General features: G+C 49.2%; 20 protein-coding genes. 7 read left to right on the forward strand and 13 right to left on the reverse strand.

Annotation, left to right across the window (positions count from 1 at the left end):
• Positions 1-2: 2 nt before the first annotated feature.
• From hflD to H141_RS0112325, 4 genes are all read right to left on the reverse strand, one after another.
• Positions 3-632 (reverse strand): high frequency lysogenization protein HflD, encoded by a 630-nt coding sequence (hflD, locus tag H141_RS0112310; protein WP_019676578.1) that lies wholly within the window; start codon positions 630-632, stop codon positions 3-5.
• Between the two features lie 2 nt (positions 633-634).
• Positions 635-1,738 carry a tRNA 2-thiouridine(34) synthase MnmA gene (gene mnmA / locus H141_RS0112315; RefSeq protein WP_019676579.1) on the reverse strand — a complete coding sequence of 368 codons (1,104 nt, stop codon included), beginning with the start codon at positions 1,736-1,738 and terminating at the stop codon, positions 635-637.
• Between the two features lie 67 nt (positions 1,739-1,805).
• On the reverse strand, positions 1,806-2,258 hold the full coding sequence (locus H141_RS0112320) for an NUDIX domain-containing protein (RefSeq protein ID WP_019676580.1): 453 nt from the start codon (positions 2,256-2,258) through the stop codon (positions 1,806-1,808).
• Positions 2,255-2,791 (reverse strand): pseudouridine synthase, encoded by a 537-nt coding sequence (locus H141_RS0112325; RefSeq protein WP_019676581.1) that lies wholly within the window; start codon positions 2,789-2,791, stop codon positions 2,255-2,257. The genes H141_RS0112320 and H141_RS0112325 overlap by 4 nt, the downstream gene beginning before the upstream one ends.
• 298 nt (positions 2,792-3,089) lie before the next feature.
• On the opposite strand from H141_RS0112325, the gene H141_RS0112335 reads away from it, so the two are divergent.
• Positions 3,090-5,318 (forward strand): NADP-dependent isocitrate dehydrogenase, encoded by a 2,229-nt coding sequence (locus H141_RS0112335; protein ID WP_019676582.1) that lies wholly within the window; start codon positions 3,090-3,092, stop codon positions 5,316-5,318.
• Between the two features lie 95 nt (positions 5,319-5,413).
• Here the strand turns inward: H141_RS0112335 and cspD are convergent, their stop codons facing one another.
• Entirely contained in the window at positions 5,414-5,626 is a 213-nt protein-coding gene (gene cspD / locus H141_RS0112340; protein WP_019676583.1) for a cold shock domain-containing protein CspD, read from the reverse strand.
• A gap of 191 nt (positions 5,627-5,817) precedes the next feature.
• Between cspD and clpS the strand changes: the two genes are divergently transcribed.
• Together clpS and clpA are read left to right on the forward strand one after the other, a co-directional pair.
• A complete protein-coding gene (gene clpS / locus H141_RS0112345; protein WP_019676584.1) occupies positions 5,818-6,138 on the forward strand; it encodes an ATP-dependent Clp protease adapter ClpS in 321 nt (106 codons plus the stop codon).
• 52 nt (positions 6,139-6,190) lie between these two features.
• The gene (gene clpA / locus H141_RS0112350) at positions 6,191-8,458 is read left to right on the forward strand and encodes an ATP-dependent Clp protease ATP-binding subunit ClpA (protein ID WP_019676585.1); all 2,268 of its coding nucleotides are present in this window, start codon (positions 6,191-6,193) and stop codon (positions 8,456-8,458) included.
• Between the two features lie 66 nt (positions 8,459-8,524).
• Here the strand turns inward: clpA and infA are convergent, their stop codons facing one another.
• From infA to trxB, 4 genes are all read right to left on the reverse strand, one after another.
• Positions 8,525-8,743 (reverse strand): translation initiation factor IF-1, encoded by a 219-nt coding sequence (gene infA / locus H141_RS0112355; protein WP_019676586.1) that lies wholly within the window; start codon positions 8,741-8,743, stop codon positions 8,525-8,527.
• 96 nt (positions 8,744-8,839) lie between these two features.
• Entirely contained in the window at positions 8,840-9,568 is a 729-nt protein-coding gene (locus H141_RS0112360; RefSeq protein ID WP_019676587.1) for an arginyltransferase, read from the reverse strand.
• On the reverse strand, positions 9,561-10,277 hold the full coding sequence (gene aat, locus H141_RS0112365; RefSeq protein WP_019676588.1) for a leucyl/phenylalanyl-tRNA--protein transferase: 717 nt from the start codon (positions 10,275-10,277) through the stop codon (positions 9,561-9,563). Before aat ends, H141_RS0112360 begins: the two co-directional genes overlap by 8 nt.
• A 27-nt stretch (positions 10,278-10,304) precedes the next feature.
• The gene (gene trxB / locus H141_RS0112370; protein WP_019676589.1) at positions 10,305-11,261 is read right to left on the reverse strand and encodes a thioredoxin-disulfide reductase; all 957 of its coding nucleotides are present in this window, start codon (positions 11,259-11,261) and stop codon (positions 10,305-10,307) included.
• 404 nt (positions 11,262-11,665) lie between these two features.
• On the opposite strand from trxB, the gene H141_RS0112375 reads away from it, so the two are divergent.
• Positions 11,666-13,204 (forward strand): S8 family serine peptidase, encoded by a 1,539-nt coding sequence (locus H141_RS0112375; RefSeq protein WP_019676590.1) that lies wholly within the window; start codon positions 11,666-11,668, stop codon positions 13,202-13,204.
• Between the two features lie 85 nt (positions 13,205-13,289).
• Here the strand turns inward: H141_RS0112375 and trhA are convergent, their stop codons facing one another.
• Positions 13,290-13,937 carry a PAQR family membrane homeostasis protein TrhA gene (gene trhA, locus H141_RS0112380; RefSeq protein ID WP_019676591.1) on the reverse strand — a complete coding sequence of 216 codons (648 nt, stop codon included), beginning with the start codon at positions 13,935-13,937 and terminating at the stop codon, positions 13,290-13,292.
• A 184-nt stretch (positions 13,938-14,121) separates the two neighbouring features.
• On the opposite strand from trhA, the gene H141_RS0112385 reads away from it, so the two are divergent.
• Complete coding sequence (locus H141_RS0112385; protein WP_026349423.1) at positions 14,122-15,372, forward strand: glycosyltransferase; 1,251 nt, start codon at positions 14,122-14,124, stop codon at positions 15,370-15,372.
• Positions 15,373-15,400: 28 nt separating this feature from the next.
• Here the strand turns inward: H141_RS0112385 and H141_RS0112390 are convergent, their stop codons facing one another.
• Positions 15,401-15,799, reverse strand: coding sequence for a hypothetical protein (locus H141_RS0112390; protein ID WP_019676593.1), 399 nt, complete (start codon positions 15,797-15,799; stop codon positions 15,401-15,403).
• 141 nt (positions 15,800-15,940) lie between these two features.
• Between H141_RS0112390 and H141_RS0112395 the strand changes: the two genes are divergently transcribed.
• Together H141_RS0112395 and H141_RS0112400 are read left to right on the forward strand one after the other, a co-directional pair.
• A complete protein-coding gene (locus H141_RS0112395) occupies positions 15,941-16,702 on the forward strand; it encodes a Nif3-like dinuclear metal center hexameric protein (RefSeq protein ID WP_019676594.1) in 762 nt (253 codons plus the stop codon).
• Positions 16,699-17,484 (forward strand): methyltransferase, encoded by a 786-nt coding sequence (locus tag H141_RS0112400; RefSeq protein WP_019676595.1) that lies wholly within the window; start codon positions 16,699-16,701, stop codon positions 17,482-17,484. Before H141_RS0112395 ends, H141_RS0112400 begins: the two co-directional genes overlap by 4 nt.
• Positions 17,485-17,486: 2 nt before the next feature.
• Here the strand turns inward: H141_RS0112400 and tamB are convergent, their stop codons facing one another.
• Together tamB and tamA are read right to left on the reverse strand one after the other, a co-directional pair.
• Positions 17,487-21,128: an autotransporter assembly complex protein TamB gene (tamB, locus tag H141_RS0112405; protein ID WP_019676596.1), complete on the reverse strand. Its 3,642-nt coding sequence runs from the start codon at positions 21,126-21,128 to the stop codon at positions 17,487-17,489.
• Positions 21,125-22,810, reverse strand: coding sequence for an autotransporter assembly complex protein TamA (tamA, locus tag H141_RS0112410; protein ID WP_051090405.1), 1,686 nt, complete (start codon positions 22,808-22,810; stop codon positions 21,125-21,127). Before tamA ends, tamB begins: the two co-directional genes overlap by 4 nt.
• Between the last annotated feature and the right edge of the window lie 320 nt (positions 22,811-23,130).

Here is a 23,130-nt window from a genome sequence, read left to right on the forward strand (position 1 = left end):
GTTTAAGGTGTGGTTTGTGCCAGCATATGTCTGGCAGCAGCAACAAGTTTACGACGTTGAAAAATGAAATTCAGCCGGCTACCGCCAGCCTGGCGCCACAGTACGGCCGCCCGAACCGCTGCCAGCAGCAACGCCCGGACTTTTTGTTGTATTGCGGTTTGTTGCAGCAGATCAGGTTGACCGTATACCTGAATGCGGCTGCCGAGGCTACTGATGCAATCACTGTAGATATCAGCAAAACGGCCAACGATGGTGTCGTCAGTAACGGCAAAGTGCTGTAGCTGACGCTCCAGCTGACCTAGTTGTTTGCCAAGCTCAGCCATATTGGCCTGGTTTTTATTTAGTTTACGCTCCAGTGCCAGCACGCCTACCAGATAACGGGTAAACTCCACATCCCTGTTGCTGCTATCACCAAGCTGGCTAATAACACTCTGCAAACCGCTGCGGATCAGGTTCAGATCATCACCATATACCGCTAGCGGCGAGTCTGGATTCAGGTTAGTAATGCTGGCCAGGGTGGTTTGATAAAGCTCTTGGTCCAGTTTGTTATGCCGGGCCAGGCTTTGCAGTAAACTGATAGCCTGGCTTAAACCGGCCAGACCAATAATTTGAGTAGATAAAGACGTTTGCATAATTATTTAATGGCCTTGTCGATAATACCGCCGCCTAAGCAGACGTCATCAAGATAAAATACCGCTGACTGACCCGGGGTAACAGCTTTTTGGGGCTGGTCGAATACAACGTTTACCTGGCCGTCAGCCAGTGGGGTCAGGGTACAGCTGATATCGGTTTGCCGGTAGCGGGTTTTGACAGTACAACGCAATGTGCTTAACGGCCCCTTGCGGTCGACCCAGTCTAACTGACTGGCAACAAGACCCGTGGCCAGTAACGCCGGGTGATCATGACCCTGCGCAACCAGCAGCCGGTTTTGCTGTAAGTCTTTACCGACGACATACCAGGGGTCATCGCTACCATCACGCAGGCCGCCGATTTTTAAACCTTTACGCTGGCCAAGAGTATGATACATCAGGCCATCGTGGCGGCCCAGTATCTGTTGATCGTCAATGCTGACGATATCACCGGGTTGGGCAGGCAGATATTGCTGCAAAAAATCTTTGAATTTACGCTCGCCAATAAAACAGATACCGGTAGAGTCTTTTTTATCGTGGGTTACTAAACCTTGCTGCTCGGCTATAGCCCGCACCGCTGGTTTTTCCAGTTCGCCTATTGGAAACAAAGTCTGGCCAACGTGCTCTTCGCCCAGCGTATACAAAAAATAGCTTTGATCTTTATTGTTATCTAAACCACGCAGTAACTGCCAGTGGCCGTTGTGCAGCCGGCGGCGGACATAATGGCCGGTCGCGATATAATCTGCACCCAGAGCTTCGGCAGCAAACTCGAGAAACGCTTTAAATTTTATTTCTTTATTACACATGATATCCGGGTTTGGGGTGCGGCCTGCCCGGTATTCAGCAAGAAAATATTCAAATACGTTGTCCCAGTACTCAGCGGCAAAGTTTACCTTGTGCAGGACAATGCCCAGTTTATCGCAAACCTGCTGAGCATCGTGCATATCTTCAGCGGCAGCGCAATATTCGTCATTGTCGTCTTCTTCCCAGTTTTTCATAAACAGGCCTTCAACCTGATAACCCTGTTGGATTAATAAATAGGCTGACACTGAAGAATCTACGCCGCCGGACATGCCGACGATGACTTTTTTGCTGCTGTTATCTGACATTACACCACATGGCTCTTACAAAAAATAAGGCGCGGAGTATAGCACCAATTTGCCGGGTAAAAAATTGTTATCGCGGGCTCTGAATCAGTTTTAGTGGCATTTTCAACCCGGACAGATAGCTCTTTATTGCATCAGTTACCAGGGCACTGCGAACCGGCAGTGCATGGCGGTTAAGCTCGTTAGCTGTTAACCAGTGCAGTGCCAGTATGTCTGAGTCTTGAGGTTTATAATGCGTTGGTAATTCGCGAGGTTCAAATACAAAGTTAATTCGTACAAAATTAAGCCCGTCGGTGTGTAGCTGCGAAATGCCTAACCAGCTGTCGGCGTCCAGTGACAGTCCGGTTTCTTCATACAATTCGCGGCTTACTGCGCTAAGTAAATCTTCGTCGGCTTCCATATGTCCAGCAGGCTGATTAAGCACACGGCAACCCGTTACTTTATCTATCTCTTCGACCAGTAAAAATTTATTTTGATAGTACAGGACCGCTGCAACGGTTAAATGTAGTTGTGTTCTGTTCATAAATTTACTACCTGAAACTCTCCGGGTTGCAGCGTGTTCAGATGCCATGCGCCGATCTGGCTACGTACCAGACGCAAGGTGGCAAAACCGACTGCTGCAGTCATTCGTCTTACCTGACGGTTACGGCCTTCAGTTATAGTCAGACTTATCCAACTGGTAGGAATATTTGCCCGATAACGTACCGGTGGATCACGGGGCCATAATGGTGGGGGCATAATACGTTCGGCAACGGCAGGCAGTGTAGGACCATCTTTAAGCACAACGCCAGCTCGAAGTTGTGCCAAAGCCTGCTCGGTGATCTCTCCTTCAACCTGCACCCAATAGGTTTTAGGCGCTTTATGTTTAGGGTCACTTAACTGGTGCTGAGTCTGACCACAATTGGTTAGTAACAGCAAGCCTTCGCTGTCGCGGTCGAGTCTACCAGCAGGATACACCTCTTTTAACGGGATAAAGTCAGCGAGAGTAGCGCGTGCTGGTGTGCTGTTATCAGTAAACTGACTCAACACATCGTAAGGTTTATTGAACAATACCAATAATGGAGTGTCGACCTTGGTCCTATTGTTTTTTCCGTTAATTGGCTTATGTTGCCTGTGGCGATAAGGCGTTGGCTGTTTCAAAGCTATTTCCTATGAGTCTCTTAGCGTTGCGCGATGTCAGCGACGCGGCTGGCAATGCTGCGCCTGTTTTAATCAGTTTGATGCTGATATACTAATCACCGTTGTTTTTGCTGCGTTTTAAACAATAATCTGAGTTTTACAGTGTTAGCGCGGCACTTCCCATAGGGACCGCGGGCTTCCGTGGACATTCCGCGATTACAATACAGGAACTAACATGTCGAAAGAAAGTGCAACAATCATTTACACCATCACTGATGAAGCGCCCGCGCTGGCAACTCATTCTCTGCTGCCTTTTATCCAGGCATTCTCTTCAGCCGCAGGCATTGCAGTTGAAACCCGGGACATTTCATTGTCAGGCCGCATTATCGCCAGCTTTCCGGAGTTTTTAAAGCCAGAGCAACGGATTAATGATGCCCTGGCAGAATTAGGTGAAATGGCCAAAACGCCTGAAGCCAATATTATTAAGCTGCCAAATATCAGTGCGTCAGTACCGCAGCTGAAAGCGGCTATCAAAGAATTGCAAAGCCAGGGCTATGGGTTGCCAGAGTATCCTGCTGAGCCAAAAAACGAGCAAGAGCGTGATGTTAAAGGCCGCTACGACAAAATTAAAGGCAGTGCGGTAAACCCGGTACTGCGTGAGGGTAATTCTGATCGGCGGGCTCCGGCGTCAGTTAAGCAATATGCGAAGAAAAATCCTCATAGTATGGGGGCCTGGCAGGCAAGCTCTGCTTCCCATGTTGCCCATATGAGCAGCGGCGATTTTTATGGTTCAGAACAATCTACTACGCTGCAGGCAGCCGATACGCTGCGGATTGAGCTGCATCAGGCTGATGGTGCGGTTAGTGTATTAAAAGATAAGGTAGCCGTGCTGGCAGATGAAGTTATTGATGCCGCCACCATGAGCGCCAAAGCGCTGCGTGAGTTTTATGCTGCTGAAATTGCCGATGCTAAAGCGAAAGATGTCCTGTTCTCGCTGCATTTAAAAGCCACTATGATGAAAGTGTCTGACCCAATCATGTTTGGCCATGCGGTTAAGGTGTTTTATCAGGAAATTTTCAGCAAATATGCTGCTGAGTTTGCCGCAGCTGGCGTTGATGTCAGCAATGGCCTGGGTGATGTCTATGCCAAAATTACCAGCTTACCCGGAGCAAAGCAGCAGGAAATTAAAGACGCTATCGCTGCGCTCTATACTGAAAAGCCAGCAATGGCAATGGTAAATTCAGATAAAGGTATCACTAACTTACACGTGCCAAGTGACGTGATCATCGATGCATCTATGCCGGCGATGATCCGCAGCTCCGGCCAGATGTGGGGCCCGGATGGCCAGTTAAAAGATACCAAAGCAGTAATTCCCGATCGTTGTTACGCCGGTGTGTATCAGGAAACCATTAATTTCTGTAAAGAAAATGGTGCATTTGACCCACGTACCATGGGCTCAGTACCTAACGTTGGTCTGATGGCACAAAAAGCAGAAGAATATGGCTCGCATGACAAAACCTTTGAAATCGCTGCTAAAGGCACCGTTAAAGTGCTTAACAGCCAGGGCGATGTTCTGTTCAGTCATCAGGTTGAAGAGGGCGATATCTGGCGGATGTGCCAGGTTAAAGATGCCCCCATCCGTGACTGGGTAAAACTTGCGGTAAACCGTTCGCGGTTAAGTGGCACACCTGCAGTGTTCTGGCTGGATAGCGAGCGGGCGCATGACGCCCAGCTGATCAAAAAAGTTGAACAATATTTAAAAGATCACGATACCAGCGGTCTGGATCTTCAAATCATGGCCCCGGTAGAAGCGACCCGCCATACTCTGGCCCGGATTAAGCAAGGCCTGGATACTATTTCAGTAACCGGTAACGTTCTACGCGATTACCTGACAGATTTATTCCCGATTTTAGAGCTGGGTACCAGCGCTAAGATGTTGTCTGTGGTGCCATTAATGAATGGTGGCGGTTTATTTGAAACCGGTGCCGGTGGTTCAGCACCTAAACACGTTGAGCAATTTGTTGAGGAAAACCACTTACGCTGGGATTCACTGGGCGAATTCCTGGCATTAGCTGCATCGCTGGAGCATTTATCTCAGGTTACCGGTAACAGTGCTGCTAAAGTGCTGGCTGACAGCCTGGATAAAGCCACTGCAACTTTCCTCGACAATGATAAATCGCCGCGGCGAAAAGCGGGAGAGTTGGATAACCGTGGCAGCCATTTCTATTTAGCGCTGTACTGGGCACAGGAGCTGGCAAAACAAACTACTGATACAGTGCTGGCGGCACGCTTTAAATCGCTGGCAGAGGCTTTGCTGGCTAATGAGCAGCAAATCTTATCTGAGCTGAATGGTGTGCAGGGTAAGCCAGTTCAGATTGGCGGTTATTACCGGCCAGATGATAAGCTGGTCAGTGACGCGATGCGTCCAAGCAGCACGTTGAACAGCACCTTACAGGCGTTGTAAACGGGCTTAATTGGTCGCTAAATAAAAAAAGCAGGCGTAATGCCTGCTTTTTTATTAGTACTTGCCGATGCCAGGTCGGTACAACGATGGAAAAGTTATTCTTCGCCGGGGAGCTTAATATTAACAGCATGCAGCCCTTTCGGGCCTTCAGATAGATCGAACACCACATCCTGGCCTGCTTTTAGCGTGCGGTAGCCATCCATGCTAATGGTAGAATAATGCGCGAAGATATCTTCATCACGGCCATCTTCACGAATAAACCCAAATCCCTTGGCATTATTGAACCATTTTACTTTACCGGTAGCCATACTACTTACTTCCTTCTCTAAGTTAGCTATATTCTGTATTCTAGAGTGTACTTGAAGGGGACATATCCAGCCCCAACATCTAATGTAGATAATTTAAGCAAACAGTCAAGCTATTTGCAAAAATAGTGCGAATTTTTTACTAATTTTTAATAAAGCGTCTTTGCTGGTTGGCGCAGGCATGGCTATAGTTTATGAGCGGTAAGCAAAATTTAGATACAAAACACGATGACCTGGCAGAGTTAACCCGACAAAAGGTAACTCCACCACCAATGTATAAGGTTATTTTACACAACGACGACTACACTCCTATGGACTTTGTGATCGATGTACTCACCCGTTTTTTTAATATGCAGTATGAAAAAGCCAGTGAAATAATGTTGAAGGTACATTACGAGGGCAGTGCAGTATGTGGAATTTTTACTGCTGAAATTGCAGAAACTAAAGTACAGCAGGTGCAGCAATATGCAAAAGAGCATCAGCACCCGCTTTTGTGCACAATGGAGCGCGCTTAGGTATGTCTTGGCATGGTCTGGAAGTGGTTCTCAGGGGTATTGGGAGTGAGCTATGTTAAATAAAGATCTGGAACTGACGCTGAACTTAGCGTTCCGGTTTGCGCGTGAACGCCGGCATGAATATATGACGGTTGAACATTTACTGCTGGCATTGCTGGATAATCCTGCGGCAGGTGATGCTTTAAAATCATGCGGCGCCAATATTGAAAAACTGCGGCTGGAGCTGGCCAGTTTTATTGATTCGACCACACCGCTGTTACCTGACGGTGACGCTGAACGTGACACCCAGCCAACGCTGGGCTTTCAGCGGGTACTGCAGCGAGCGGTATTTCATGTGCAATCGTCAGGAAAATCTGAAGTTACCGGTGCAAATGTGCTGGTCGCTATTTTCAGTGAGCAGGAGTCTCAGGCCGTTTACCTGCTGAAAAAAATCGATATTACCCGGCTAGACGTGGTTAATTTTATTTCCCATGGTGTTACTAAAACCGAAAAACTCGAACAGACAGATGACAGTCCGCAGGAAGAGCTGAGCGATACCATAGCGGAAGAAAGTAAATACCTGGAGAACTTTACCAGCAATTTAAATGTGCAGGCTAAAAATGGTCATATTGATCCGTTAATTGGCCGGGACCGGGAAGTGGAGCGGGCGGTGCAGGTATTGTGCCGGCGTAAGAAAAACAACCCGTTACTGGTAGGTGAAGCCGGGGTAGGTAAAACAGCCATCGCCGAAGGCCTGGCGTATCGCATCGTACAGCAGCAAGTGCCTGAAGTGATAGCCAATGCCACCATTTATGCGCTTGATATGGGCGCCTTACTTGCAGGCACCAAATATCGTGGTGACTTTGAGAAGCGCTTAAAATCGTTGTTAAAAGAGCTGGAAAAAGAGAAAGATTCCATTTTATTTATCGACGAAATTCACACGGTAATAGGCGCTGGTGCCGCATCTGGCGGCGTGATGGATGCCTCCAACCTGATTAAACCGTTACTGTCGAGTGGCCGCTTACGTTGCATGGGGTCGACTACTTATCAGGAATTTAAGAGTATTTTTGAAAAGGACACCGCTCTGGTAAGGCGTTTTCAGAAAATTGATGTTACTGAGCCAAGCGTGGAAGATACCACCCGGATACTGATGGGTTTAAAAGAGCGTTACGAGCAGCATCACAATGTGCGTTATACCCAGAAAGCTATTCGGGCCGCAGCTGAGTTATCGGCCAAATATATTAATGAGCGGCATTTACCGGATAAGGCAATAGACGTTATTGATGAAGCGGGTGCCAGCCAGCGGCTGCTGCCGGCATCCAAGCGGAAAAAAGTGATTAATGTTGCTGAGATAGAACATGTTATCGCCAAAATGGCCCGGATCCCGGAAAAATCAGTATCGGCCTCCGATAAAGACGTGCTGGCAAATCTGGATCGCAATCTTAAACTGGTAGTGTTTGGTCAGGATGAACCGATAGAGGTGCTAACCGCGGCCATCCGCTTGTCACGCTCTGGCCTGGGTAATGAAGAAAAGCCGATTGGTAACTTTTTGTTTGCCGGCCCGACCGGGGTAGGGAAAACTGAAGTAACCAAACAGCTGGCCAAAGTTATGGGTGTCGAATTATTGCGCTTTGATATGTCGGAATATATGGAACGGCATGCTGTCAGCCGGCTGATAGGCGCACCGCCAGGCTATGTTGGTTTTGAGCAGGGTGGGTTACTCACTGACGCTGTGTCTAAACACCCATATTCAGTAGTGCTACTGGATGAGATTGAAAAAGCCCACAGTGATGTCTACAACATTTTGTTGCAGGTCATGGACCACGGCACCCTGACAGACAACAATGGCCGTAAGGTGGATTTCAGGAATGTAGTGCTGGTGATGACCACCAATGCCGGGGTGCAGGAAACGGTGCGTAAATCGATTGGCTTTAAACAGCAGGATCACAGCCACGATGCGTTAAGTGAGATAAACCGCACTTTCAGCCCTGAATTCCGCAACCGGCTGGATGGTATTATCTGGTTTAAACACCTGGCTGAGGATATTATTCTGCAAATTGTTGATAAGTTTGTTTGTGATTTACAGGTGCAGTTAGATAAGAAACAGGTATCAATGGAATTAACCGCAGATGCCAGACAATGGCTGGCTGATAAGGGTTATGACCAGGCAATGGGTGCAAGGCCTATGGCGCGGGTTATTCAGGAACATCTGAAAAAACCGCTGGCCAATGAAATTCTATTTGGTCGCTTACTGCACGGTGGTGATGTTAAAGTCAGCCTGAAAAATGATACGTTGATTTTTGACTATGAGACGGAGCAGGATCTGGCATTAATGGATTAGGTCAGTATTTTCAGCAAACAAACAAAAAACCCGGTAATTACCGGGTTTTTTGTTACTAAAGCTGATTTAACGCTGACGGAATACGATACGGCCTTTGCTTAAATCATAAGGCGTTAATTCAACGGTAACTTTATCGCCTGTCAGGATGCGGATGTAATTCTTGCGCATCTTACCGGAAATGTGAGCGATAACCACATGACCATTCTCCAGTTCAACTTTGAACATGGTATTTGGCAATGTATCCAGGATGGTACCTTGCATTTCAATTACGTCTTCTTTCGCCATTCAGCGTACTCGCCTCTATAAATTTGGGGTCAACCTTCAAAAAACTGCGCAGATTGTGCCGAAATCACAGCAATAAGTAAAGCAGCAAGCGCTTTTTTAGGCAAAAGAGTGCCATTGTCCCTGAATAAATCGCTGTTGTGGGGTAAATTCGGCCTTATATGCCATCTTCTGACAGGCCGCGACCAGATATCCTAAATAAACAAAAGCTTTCTGGTCTGCGCTGGCTTGCTCCAGCAAATACATAATTGCCAGTTTACCGGGCGACAACTGCTGGTATTGCTCAGCAAAAAAGGTATAAACCGCTGAATAGCTGTCGGCAAGCTCGTCAATAATACTGACGCTGACAAGTTGCTCCTCATCATATATTTCCAGAAATCGCACCGGTAGCCAGCTGCATTCCAGCATACTGTTCAGTTGCTCTGTGGTTGCCGGAAACATAATGCCATCATCATGTTTAAAGGCGATGTATGCGGCAAATAGCCTGAAATAGCCGGCTAAATCAGCTTTGGTTACCAGCCGGTATTGCAAACCTGCTCGCCGGGCTTTATTAAGTAACCGGCGTTGGCTGCGTGATGGCTGCCATTGTTGCGGCTGAATTCGTACCGACTGACACGCTTTACAAGCCGGGCAGTGCGGGGTGTAGCTTTGCTCGCCACTGCGCCTGAAATTAGCTGCCAGTAATTGCTGATATAACTCAGCACTGATGGGCTCGTCCGGCATTAACACTACTAACTGCTCTTGCTGGCCGGCTAAGTAACTGCACGGGCCGGGTTGGGTGATGCCAAAGCGTAATGGCAGTTTTGTTGGCAGCAAAGGCTCAGCCATTAGCTAAACTCAGCCATTTTGGCTGCCAGTGATCGTGCGGGCTGCTAATTTTTGCCTGTTGTTGTAACAAGCTCAAATAGTGTGGCCGGTCGATAGTCCCGGCACCTAATTGCTGTAAAAACGGGTTAGGGATCTGGCAGTCAATCCAGCCTGCTGCATACCGGCTTAAATGTTGTTGCAGGGCCAGTAAGGCAAATTTCGCTGCATCGGGTACCCGGTTAAACATTGATTCACCACAAAATAAACCGCCAACAACAATACCATAAAGGCCGCCAACCAGCTGCTGGTCCTGCCACACTTCAATACTGTGGGCATGGCCGTGCTGATGCAGGCGCTGATAGGCCTGCTGCATCGGTGGTAATATCCAGGTTTCAGGTTGGTTTTTGCGCGGTGCAGCGCAACCCCGTACTACCTCGTCAAAGGCATGATTAAGGGTCAGGCTTAGTGCTGAGCGCTGCCATGTTTTCCGCAGGGTCCGGTTAAACTTCAGGCTGGCTGGCGCAAATATAGCCCGGGTTGCCGGGCTCCACCATAACAACGGGTCGCCATCGCTGAACCACGGGAAAATGCCGCTGCGGTAAGCCAGCGTCAGGCGGGCAACCGATAAATCGCCGCCCATTGCCAGTAAGCCGTCAGGCTGCCCGAGCGCCCGCTCAACCGGCGGAAACCAAAGTTGAGCAGGGTCGAGCTCAGGTAAGTAGATGGCCATGGTAACTGGCTTGTTTAGCTTGTGACACTATTTGGCCAGACCATCCAGATAGCGCTCGGCATCCAGTGCTGCCATACAACCGGTACCGGCAGAGGTAATGGCTTGACGATAAATATGATCAGACACATCTCCGGCGGCAAAGACGCCCTCAATACTGGTTTGCGTAGCGTTACCCTCAGTGCCACTGACGACTTTTAAATAGCCGCCATTCATTTCCAGCTGGCCTTTAAAAATATCGGTATTAGGTGAGTGGCCAATGGCAATAAATACACCTTGCAACGCCAGTTCGGTTGCTGCTTCGCCTTTGGTCGAACCCAGGCGTACGCCGGTGACACCCATCTCATCACCTAATACTTCTTCCAATACGCAGTGGGTATGCAGCACGATATTGCCTGCTGCAACTTTGGCCATTAAACGGTCAACCAGAATTTTCTCTGCTTTAAAACTGTCGCGGCGGTGGATCAGATGCACTTCGCTGGCAATATTCGATAAGTACAGGGCTTCTTCAACAGCGGTGTTACCACCGCCCACTACCGCTACTTTCTGGTTGCGGTAAAAGAAACCATCACAGGTAGCGCAGGCTGATACGCCACGACCACTGTAAGCCTGCTCTGAGGGCAGGCCAAGATACTTGGCAGAAGCACCGGTGCAGATAATCAGGGCATCACAGGTGTAACTGCCGTTATCACCGGTCAGGGTAAAAGGCCGCTGCTCTAAATTCACGGTATGAATATGGTCGAAAATAATTTCGGTATTAAAAGCTTCGGCGTGTGCCTGCATCCGCTCCATCAGCACCGGGCCGGTTAAGCCATGGGCGTCACCCGGCCAGTTTTCAACTTCGGTTGTAGTGGTCAGCTGACCACCCTGCTGCATACCTGTTAACAGCACCGGATTTAAATTAGCTCTGGCAGCATAAACTGCGGCCGTATATCCGGCCGGGCCTGAACCCAGAATTAGTAACCGGCAATGCTTGCTGTTTGACATCTTTTACTCCAAAAAAACGACTAAGTGAAAACGCAATGGGGACGATTCTAAAAGAATGCAATGACCATAGAAAGATCTGGCAACGAATTAGTTTGGTGCTGGCTGTAAACTTTCGTCTCAAAACTGTTATTGCTAAAACGCATAAGTAAGACGGTTTAGTTATATGAAGCCTGGTAACTTTCCCTGAAAAAGTATATTTGTTTCTATTATTTGGTTTCTTTTTCTGAAATAGGGTGGGTGTTTTTATTTATAATCAATTTGTAAGATTTTTGTAATTGTTGTTTTTATGAGCAGCTGGTTAGTTAGAAGCCGCAGGACGCAGCTTAATGTACAGGATGTCTGAGAATTAATAATTGAACAACCATATTATTAAAAATAATCAATTTTTATAAAAAGGTGCCACAATGAAAACAACAAAATCCCTCATCGTCCTTGGTGTCAGCAGTTGCTTCGCTTTATCCTTAACCTCTCAGGCTGTAGCCGAAACACTGGTTGACGCCAGCGACGACAGTGGCCGCTACATTATTAAGTTTAAGCCAACCGCAGCGGTTATGAGCAGCAATAATGGCCAGAGTGAATTTAATACGCAGCAGGCTGAATCAGTATTACGTGGCCATCGGGTTAACGCCATGATGCACTTAAAATCAGCAAACGCCAGCGTGGCAAAATTAACGCCAGGCCAGCGGAAAGCGTTAGAGGCTAACCCGAATATTCAGTATGTAGAAGAAGATCCTAAACGTTACCTGATGGATGTAATAAGCCCGATGGCGCAGTCGACCCCATACGGCATCAATATGGTGCAGGCTAATCAGGTGAGTGATGGCAGCGCCGGCAATATTAAAGTGTGTGTAATTGATACCGGCTATACCTCTGGCCATGAAGATTTACAAAGCTCAGGCGTTACCGGTTTTGCATTTTCCAGCACTGGCAACTGGTTTTCTGATGGCAATGGTCATGGTACTCATGTAGCCGGCACCATGGTAGCGCTGGACAATAACTCTGGTGTAGTCGGCGTTATCGGCTCGGGTCAGGCCGGGGTGCATATCGTTAAAATATTCAACGATTCAGGTAACTGGACCTTTGCCTCCAATCTGATCCAGGGCATCCAGTCTTGTAAAGATGCCGGTGCCAAAGTGGTTAACATGAGCCTTGGTGGCGGCTCATCTAACCAGACAGAAAACAATGCCATGAACAGTTTCTATAATGACGGCATGTTACTGGTGGCGGCAGCGGGAAATGGCGGTAACACCAGTTTGTCTTATCCTGCATCCTATAATTCAGTAGTATCAGTGGCAGCGGTAGATTCAAACCGGAATGTGGCCAGTTTTTCGCAGCGTAACTCGCAGGTAGAAATTTCCGGACCGGGGGTGAATGTCAGTTCAACCTGGCGTAATGGTGGCTACAACAGTATCAGCGGTACTTCTATGGCCTCACCACACGTAGCGGGTGTTGCCGCGCTGGTATGGAGTAACCACCCGTCATGTTCCGCACCACAAATCCGCAATGCGTTAAATGCAACCGCACAAGATCGCGGTACAGCCGGCCGGGATAACTCTTACGGCTGGGGCATAGTGCAAGCTAAAGCGGCGAATGATTGGATAACCAACAATGGCTGTGACGGCAGCGGTGGTGGTGTTACCCCTCCGGGCGGCGGCGCTACCTTCCCGAACCTGTCAGCTTCAACCGGCCAATGGTTACGGGGCAGCTATCAGATCCCATCAGGCGTATCGCAACTTACCTTCCAGATCTCGGGCGGTAGCGGTGATGCCGACTTGTATGTACGTTATGGCAGCCAGCCAAGCACCAGTGCCTACACCTGTCGGCCTTACTTAAATGGTAATAACGAAGTTTGCACCATTAACAACCCGCAAGCCGGCACCTGGCATGTTGGTATCCGTGCCTACACGGCCTTTAGTGGCGTAACGTACAGCTACCAGTACTAAGCTGTAACAAACACCCGCTAAGGTTGTTATCAGGGCTGCGTAAGCAGCCCTTTTTTATAGGTTTTACGCCATTTATGACATTGCGTTACGCATGTGGCATCACATACAAATACACCGCTAAAAAGTGCAATATGCTGCCGGCCAGCACGAATAAGTGCCAGATCATATGATGCAGGTACAGCCTGCGCCAGATGTAAAACAGCACGCCTCCGGAGTAGGCCAGGCCGCCGGCCAGTAACAGCCACATTGCCGGAGCGGGCACATTTGCCAGCATCGGCTTAATCGCCACCACGACTATCCAGCCTAATCCCAGATACAGCGCTAAAGATAATTTTTTATACTTAAGACCGGTAGCCAGTTCCAAAATCACGCCGGTAATGGCGATAAGCCAGATTATTGTAAATAAGGTCAGGCCCCAGTCATCGCGCAGACTGATCAGCGTAAAAGGCGTATAGGTACCGGCGATCAGAATAAAAATAGCCGCATGGTCCAGCTGGCGCAGCCGGTACTTGATAAGCGGGCTATGAATGCTGTGGTACAGCGCCGAGCTGCTATAAAGCAGAATAATACTGCTGCCATAAATTATCGCACTGGCCAGTTGCCAGTTGTCACCAAAACTAAGGCTTAGCCGCAGCATCAGTACCAGGCCAATTACGCCCAGTACGGCGCCAATGGCGTGACTTAACGCGTGCAGCTGTTCTTCCAGCGGAGTATAACGGCTTATACTGGTCATAGGGTTTACCGGGCCTGTTAGTTAAACAGCGTCATTCAGTTGCGTATCTTAACAACAACCGGCCTCAGGTAAACAACAACCTGACACTAAGCGGTAAAAGCATTGGTATTTGCGGGCAGCAGCGTTACACTGCGCTTTTTTAGTAAAGCCGGTTTCGCAAAACCGACTAAGCAAAGCTAGCCTTATGCCACTACTTATTATCCTGGGTTATGTCTGGCCCGAACCTAATTCATCTGCTGCGGGCAGCCGGATGCTCAACCTTATAAAGCTTTATCTGAGCTATGGTTGGCAGGTGCAGTTTGCCAGCCCGGCTGAACTGAGCCCGCATCGGTATAGGCTGGCCGAACTTGGCGTAGCTGAGCAGCAAATTACATTAAACTGCACTAGTTTTGATAACTGGCTGGCTGCGCAAAATCCGCAGGCGGTGATGTTTGACCGTTTTATGCTGGAAGAGCAATTTGGCTGGAGGGTAGAGCAGGCGTGCCCGGCGGCCATGCGTATTCTGGATATGGAAGATTGCCATGCCCTGCGTCAGGCCAGACAGCAGTGCCACACCCAGCAGCGGCCGGTTGGCGCTGAGGCGCTTAACTCTGAGCTGGCGCTACGGGAAATTGCGGCCATATATCGCTGTGATCTTACGCTGGTTATCTCAGAGGCAGAAATGCAGATCTTGCAACAGCACTATGGCGTGCCGGCGGCGCTGCTGTGTTATTGCCCGTTCTGGTTGGATAAGCTGCCGCCAATCAACAGCCCGGGATACAATGAGCGCCAGCACTTTATCGCCATTGGCAATTTTCGCCATGCCCCCAACTGGCATGCGGTATTGTGGTTAAAACAACAGATCTGGCCGCAAATCCGTAAACAGCTACCTAACGCTCAACTGCATATTTACGGTGCTTATCCGCCACCGAAAGCAACTGCGCTGGATAACCCGCAGCAGGGCTTTTTAGTCAAAGGCTGGGTTGCCGACAGCAGGCAGGTTATGCGCCAGGCCAGGGTTTGTTTGGCACCGTTGGCCTTTGGGGCGGGTTTAAAGGGCAAACTGCTGGAAGCTATGTGTCAGGGGACACCCAGTGTTACCACTGATATTGGCGCCGAGGGCATGAGCATCGACACCGGCTGGAGCGGTGCTATTGCTAATGATAGTGCTGCTATTGCCAGTGCTGCAGTAGCACTTTATCAGGACGAGCCACGTTGGCAGCTGGCACAACAACAAGGTTCTCAGATCATCGCCCGGCGTTTTAGTCCGGAGCAGGCGTTGCGGGTCTGGCGGCAGATTGAACAGGTACGGGCAGATTTAGATAAACAGCGTCAGGCAAACTTTACCGGGCTGATGCTCAGGCATCATGCTTATCGCAGTACCAAGTTTATGGGCCAGTGGATAGAGGTAAAAAGTAAACTGGCGCAAATTGCGCCAGTATCGGGTAACGAATAACTAACTGTTAATACAAAAGGTAATAGTATTAACGCGAACCACGAGGTGGCCGTTGCTTGCTATCGTTTATTTTATCAGCCCAGAAAGCAGCAGCTGCGCCGGGGCTGGTTTTTGCCGGTTTAGCGGCTGTAGTTTTGCTTTTTGCCGCTGGTTTGGCTGCAGCTTTTTCAGCTGGTTTAGCGGCTTTAGCTGGTTTGTCAGCCTTTTCTGCCTTAGCAGGTTTTTCTGATTTAGCCGCAGCAGTTTTGGCTTTAGCGCCTTTACCATAGCTTTCAGCTAATTCTGCCAGTTCAGCCAGACGGATATTTTTACCGCCATCAACACTGAACCAGCCTGGCTTTTGCTCCAGCTCGGGCTCTTTACCAAATTTTGCTTTGTAAGCTGCGGTAAAATCAGCGATTACCTGATCTTTATCCAATTTTGTCATGCTTAGGGTACCTGTGCGTGAAAATTAATCGTTGCCAGCTATTTATACATCAAAACACGGGTAATAGACAAATCTGCCTGCTTTTTAACAGTTTTTAAGTACAATAGTGCCATTAATGGATGATTTAAACCGGAGTATTTTATGTTGCAACGGCAACAACTGGCCAGCCTGTTAGCAGAGCTGCTGCAAACCGAACGGGTTCGTGATTATTGTCCTAATGGCTTGCAGGTAGAGGGCAAGCAGAATATAACCCGGATAGTTACCGGGGTAACGGCCAGCCAGGCATTAGTAGATGCGGCAATTGAGTGGGGCGCTGATGCCATTTTAGTGCACCACGGTTACTTCTGGAAAAACGAAGCAGCAGAGATAACCGGTATGAAGAAAAAAAGGTTACAGGCGTTATTGGCCAATGACATAAACCTGTTTGCCTATCATCTGCCATTAGATATTCATCCGACGCTTGGTAACAATGCCCAGCTGGGCAAATTGTTGAACACTGAGTCAATAACGCCGTTAGTAACCGTTGAACCGGTTGGAGTGCTGATGCAGGGTGAATATCCTGAGCCCAGAAGTTTAAGTGAGGTGGCAGTGCTGTTGCAGCAGCAACTGGGCCGTGAGGTGCTGGCGCACGATGCCGGAACTAATAAAATCGTCCGCAAGCTGGCATGGTGTACCGGTGGTGGCCAGGGCTACATTGAACAAGCGGCCGCAGCCGGCGCTGATTTGTTTATCAGTGGTGAAGTGTCTGAACAAACCATTCATGTTTCGCGCGAGCTCAATATTCATTTTATTGCCGCTGGCCATCACGCCACCGAGCGTTACGGTGTTAAGGCCCTGGGCGAATACCTGGGCGCTAATTATCCGGTAGAGGTTAAGTTTATTGATATCGATAACCCGGCATGAATAAAGATACCGATCGCAGTTTTGACGGCATTGCCGCCAAGTTTCAACGCAACATTTACCAAAGTAGTAAAGGCGAGATCCGCCAGCAGGTGCTGCTGCGTGATTTAGCCAGCTTAGCTATGCTGCAGGCGCCCTGTCAGATACTGGACGTGGGTGCAGGCCAGGGCCAGCTAAGTCTGGCGCTGGCGAACATGGGACATAGTGTTCATTTAACCGATATCTCTGCTGAAATGCTGGCCATGGCTGCTGAAACGGCTGCTGCTCAGGGCCTGGCGGTATCAGGGCCGGCGGCGCAACTGCAGTTCAGTAAGTTAAGCCTGGCGGAGTTAAGCAGGGATAGTCAGCAACAGTATCCGTTGGTGTTATGCCATGCCATGTTGGAATGGCTGGCCCAGCCAGATGCGGCGCTAAATCAGCTATCCCAGCTGGTGGCGCCAGGCGGGGTATTGTCATTGATGTACTACAACAAAGATGCTAAGCGGCTTAGTAATATTCTGTATGGTAACTTTGACTATGTCGCAGCCGATTTTAAGGTAAAAAAGAAAGTCAGTTTAAGCCCGCAAAATCCGCTGGAGCCGCTGCTGGTCGAGCAGTGGTATCAGCAAGCTGGGTTTAGCGTAATCAGCAAAACCGGGGTACGCTGTTTTCACGATTATCTGCAAAACCGCAGTATGCAACAAAGCCACTTTAGTCAGTTGCTTGAGCTGGAGCTGAAATATAACCGGCAAGAGCCCTATGCTTCGCTGGGGCGATATACCCACCTGTTGCTGACCAGACTGTGATTTTAGTCGAACTCAAAGCGGTACAGTAAGTCTACCGCGTTATCCAGCCCGGATACGGCCTCCAGATACAAACTTTGCATTAAGCGGTAGCGCAGCGTGAATTCACCAATTGGCTCAAAAATACCGATGCCGTATTTGATTTGTAAATCCCGGTTTAAATAACCACTTACGGTAACCTGTGATTTATCACCGGCACCCGCCGTATCAAGGGTCAGGTCACTTACCCCGAATGCTTCACCAATTTCGCCCACCAGACTGCCACTGGAGGCAATGCTCATGCCAATCAGACTGGTGGTAACGGCATTGGCGGCGCTGCCTGATTCGCTGTCCAGATCGCGGCCAACCAGTAAGTAGGACAGGGCATTGGCCTGTGGCATAGCAGGTTCAGAGAAAATGTTAACTTGCGGCCGATCTGCCGGGCCGGTAACCCGGATGCCAGCGACCACGTTGTCTTCCATATTGGCAGGATTACGAATCGCTTCCACGTTCAGATAGGGTTGGTCAGGCGGGCCGGTGAAGGTCATTTTACCCTGACGGATCAGTAAATCCTGGCCATAGGAGCGAAAGGTGCCGTCTACCAGTCGCACCTCACCATTAATGGTTTGTTTATTTTGTTGCTGCCGAACCTGCAGGCTACCGCGCAGCAAGGTTTCCAGACCAAAAGCTTCAAGCTGAACTTTTTCACCCAGCTGCACCCTGATATCCGCTTGCAGCGGAATGGCCATTGCCTGTTTCTCTGTTACCGGCTGGCGTTCAGCAGTCAGAATAACCGTATCATTTGATAAGCCAATGGCATTTGGCGGTAGCTCATCGATACTAAGCCTGGCACTGGGAATCTCGATTTTACCGGTTACTTTAGTAAGAGCAGGGCTGGCGGTTATTTCAACATCAGGTTTAACCTGTAAGCTGCCTTGTGCCAACTGAATACTTAACGGATCGCCTTTCACGGCTAACCGGGCCCGCCAGTCATCGAGTTGCTGCCAATCGGCTCGTCCCGTTAAATTTAAATTACCCTGTGGCGTCACAATGTCACCCAGTAAGTCCGCTTGTTCACCTTTAAAATTTACCTGCAGTTTACCGTCGTTGATGTCGGCTGGCGCCAGTTTACCTTTCACCCGCAATTGCTGCAGGGCCAGCTGTCCAGCCAGCATCGGGCTTTCAACCGTGCCGTCAGCGTTAATATCAGCGCTTAACACGCCAGCTAACTCACTGTATTCGTCCAGCAACGGTTGCAGAAACTCCAGAGTAAAGTCAGTAAGTTGCAAGCTGCCGTTTAACGGCCGGTTATTGCTGCTGACATCGGTAATACCTAAGGTTGCGGTCAACAGCGCCTGTTGATTCAAGGTTGCCTGCAGACTTGCGCTAAGCTGGTCGTCCTGTAATGTGCCACTCAGGCTTAACTGCTGCCACTGCAGAGCAATAGGGGGGGGAGTTTGTTCGGTCAGGGCACCACTGCTACTTTGCATTGTCAGTTCAACCCGGGGGCTTTGGCCTGGCTGCCAGTTGGCACTGGCACTGGCACTCAATTCACCACTTAAACTAACGACCAGCGGCATAAATTCATTCAGACTGGCCAGGTTTAATTGCCGTAGTTCAATATTTGCCGCCATGCGTTGTGCGCTCAGGCTGGCATCTTCTGTTAAACAGAGCGAGCCCGGGTTTTGTAGCCAGCAATGTTGGCTGATCTGCAGTTGCTGTTGTTGATGACGGTAAAGGATGTCGACTGCTTGTTGTAGCTGCCAGCTGCCCAGCGGGCTGCCAATATCGGCACTGCTTAACTGGCCTTGCCAGCTATTACGATTTGTTAACTGGCCGCTAAGCTGAAGATTGATATCGGACAGCGGCGATTGCAAAGCCAGCTCAAACTGGTGTTGACCCTCGCTGCCCGACGCACTAAGAGTCAGCTGTTGCAATTTATAACCCTGCAAACGGCCATCGCTGGCGTTAACCGCAACAGTGGCCTGCCATTGTTGATCCTGTTGCAGCGCAAGCTGTAACTCAACGCTCAGCTGCTTCAGCCGTTCTGCGCCATATTGCAAGGTATCGGCAACAATGCTGGCGGTTAATTCCGGCTGACGTTGCGCGCCGCGAATGGCAATATCCGCATTAATAACACCACTGGCTGTGGGCAAGCTGCTGCTTAAATCCGCCACCGCAACTTTGGCATCCAGTTGCCACTGTTCTGCCAGCGAGCCTGTTAAGGTGATCTGGTTGGCACCATGTTGCACTATCAGCTGCTCGCTACTGAACTGATAGCGGTTAGCGGGCTGATCAAAACTTGCCGTTACATCGCCACCGATATTGATAATTTCATCGCCTAAACTGCCGTTAATCGCCAGTTGGCTTAATTCGGTCTGCCAGCTGCCATCGCTACTGAAAGACCCGCTGTTGACCAGTTGACCATTCAGCTCGCCGCTAAGCTCTTTGTTAAGCGAGGGCCAGAATGTGGCAGGTTCAATTGCATCCAGCTTAAGTTGAGCCTGCCAGTGCAGTAACGGCGCCAGTTCAAGCCGGGCGTCGCCAGCGATAGTGCCATCCAGCGTTTTAATGTTAAAGCGGCTTATCGTCAGTAGCGACTCTGCTAACTGAAACTCGCCCCCGGCACTGAGTTCAGTGGGCGGGACGGATCGGTGTGCCACACCGGCATCGACAGCAAACTGCAGTTGCTGTAAATCACCAGTGGCCGTTACTTTACCATCACTAAGTTGCCAGGCTTCACTTTCTGCAGGCGGCCAGTTAAAGGCATCATATTGCAGGGTCATGCTGAGCGGTAACTGAGCAGTCAATACTGCCAGTTCAGCCTCGGCAGTGGCATTAATCGTGCCTATGGCACGGCCGGATATTGCTAAATTAGCCAGGCTGCCGCTCAGGCTGAGATTAAGTTGTTGTTCTGCAAGCGGCGCCTGGTGCAGTGCGGTACTAAGCCGGCCACTGAGTGGATAATTGCCTTGCAGTGTCACTTCAGCAGTAGCACTTAAATGGGCAAGGGTATGGCTGGCTTGTAAGTCGAGCAAACGGATATTCTGCTCGCGGGCCTGCAGACTGAAGGTAATATCAGGTAACGCAGTGTGCTTATCCTGCTGCAGCAGGCTGGCATCAGTCAGGCGAAAACCGTTAACAAACACCGAGACTGGCAGGGTAATATCAGTAAGCTGTGGAGGCTGATAGCTAAAAGGTTCTGATGCTGGCTCGCTGGCTGTGGCAAGTTCAATGCGTACCTGCTGTAACTGACTATCGTTAAGCTGCACCTGCCGCCCCCAGGCTTCTACCGAGGTAGTAAAAAGGGTAAAGCGCACGGTACTCGGGCCAAATTCAGCCACTCCATCCTTTACAGTTAAGTCTGAGATACATACTTTAAGCTGAAAAAGACAGGTATTGTCGATATCAAGTTTTAGCTGAGCCAGCTGCATGTTACTGGTTTCATTCTGCCAGCTGATATTACTCAGTGTCATGCCTCCCAGCAGGCTGCCGCGATGCGCGGTTACTGTTAATTCTGGGACATATTTCTGGCCGAGCCATAAGCCCAGCTTCAGACCTGTTGGCGTGTAGAGCAAAATAACCAGCAGCAACACCATGACTAACAGGGGGAGCAGTAACGTCCAGTTCAGCCATTTCAGCACTTTTTTGATTACATTACTCTTCATAATTCCGGGCCAAGTGCAAAATGGATTTGAAAGGCGTTGCGCTGACCGCTGTCCAGACCGTAACCAAAATCAAGCCGCACCGGACCAACCGGTGAGCCCCAACGAATACCGAGGCCCACGCCACGTTTAAAGTCCGGGCTGTCATTCCAGGCGCTACCATAGTCAAAGAAGCTGGCGACCCACCAATTGCCTTTAACCCGGTACTGATATTCCAGGGATGCGGCGACCATATAACGGCCACCAATCAGTTCATTTTCACTGTTAACGGGCGCTATCGTTTCATAACCGTAGCCGCGTATATTATTATCGCCACCAGCGAAAAAACGCAGCGATGGTGGGATGTCAGTAATATCGTCAATAACCACGGCACCTGCATCCAACCGGGTTACAAAACGATGATTACGATCATAACTGCCAATCCAGCCGGCCCTGCCACGCAGCCTTACAAAAGGGGTATCGGATGCCCAGGCCGGTTCAGAAAGCTCAACACCCAGCAGTAAACGATCTGCTGAACGTGGCATATTGCCCCCGCTTTGTCTGGAACGGCTGTAACTGATCCCGGGCATGATCAGGCTTGAGTTAGCATCTTGATCCGCCTGAATATAATCTTCATACAACCAGCGCACAGAAGCGGTACGATACCACTCATTACCGAGCAGCCAGTGTCGCTCCAGTGCAATATTAACTTCCTTACTGCGGGTATCCAGATTATCCCGGTTGCGAAAACCCACCTGCAACTGATAATAATCGGTAGCGGCAGTGCTAAGTGGCATCCGGTACGCTGATTCAACGGTCTGCTCAACTTCTGATATTTCAAATTGACTGTGCAGGCTATGACCGCGATCATTGAGCCAAGGCTTTAACCAGTTAACTTTCAGGCGTGGGCCTACCACATCAGAGTAGCCGATACCGGTTTCCACACTATTACGTAATCTTGGTTCCAGTTTCACCAGGACAGGCAGGGTATAGTCGTCTATTTGCTCGACGTCACCTTCTATTGAGATTGACGAAAACCAGTTGGTGTTAGCCAGGGTTTGGTTAAACTCGCCCAGTTCACTGGCCAGGTAGTGCTGACCTGGTTCAAACGGGATTAGTGACTGCATCCATTCGTCACGTATTTGCTGGCCGCTGAAGCTTACTTTGCCATATTTGTAGCGGTTACCACTGGCAAAATGCAAATGAATGTTAGCCTGGTGTAGTTCCGGAATAACCTCTAAGGTACTGCGACTGAATTCAGCATCAAAATAGCCTTTACGCAAAGCCAGGCTTCGTAATTCGCGTTTTAACGTTTCGTATTTACCATGATGGAGTACTTCGCCCGTTTCAGGTGCCTGTTGTCGCAGTAATCTGCTGAACTGCCGATCTTTGGTGGCATCACCGCTCAGCTGAATGTCAGCGATTTCTATCCGGGTTGGCTTGCCAGGTAACACGTTAACCTGCAGCGTCGATTTACCAGAGCTTTCTGATAAGGTAAATTCTGTTTCACTGTGATAATAGCCAAGCGCCTGCAATGCCGTTTCAATATCTTGCTGTAATTGCATCTGAAAACGCAGAGAGCCTGAAATATCCGTTGCAGTATACCCGGCAAGATGATTTTTAACGTTTTTTTCCAGTTCATCGCTAAGTCCAAGTACTTTCAGTTCAGTTTGTGCCTGAATGCTGAAACTTGTCAGAAATAACATACTAATTATTTTTCTGAATAGCGACATGCGGTTAATCTGATATCCTGTTAACAAATGCACCTGTGGGTGTGAGGCTGTTTATCTGTGAGAAATGCTATTATGACGCACAACGAATGACAGTGTATACCGTCTTTACCGGATCCTGGCTTAACGACCCTGTTATTGGCCAGTGTTTGGGTAATCTACTAAACCTAATCTGGATTTTTCGTTATACTAGGCGCCAGATAAGCCCGGCGGTAACAACGTAACTAAGATAAAACTATAGCAAACAACCGCTGAGTTATGACAATCCGATAATAAGATCGTTGCAACCGGACAAG

This window comes from Arsukibacterium perlucidum DSM 18276 (assembly GCF_000382165.1).
In the GTDB taxonomy this organism is placed as follows: Bacteria; Pseudomonadota; Gammaproteobacteria; order Enterobacterales; family Alteromonadaceae; genus Alishewanella; species Alishewanella perlucidum.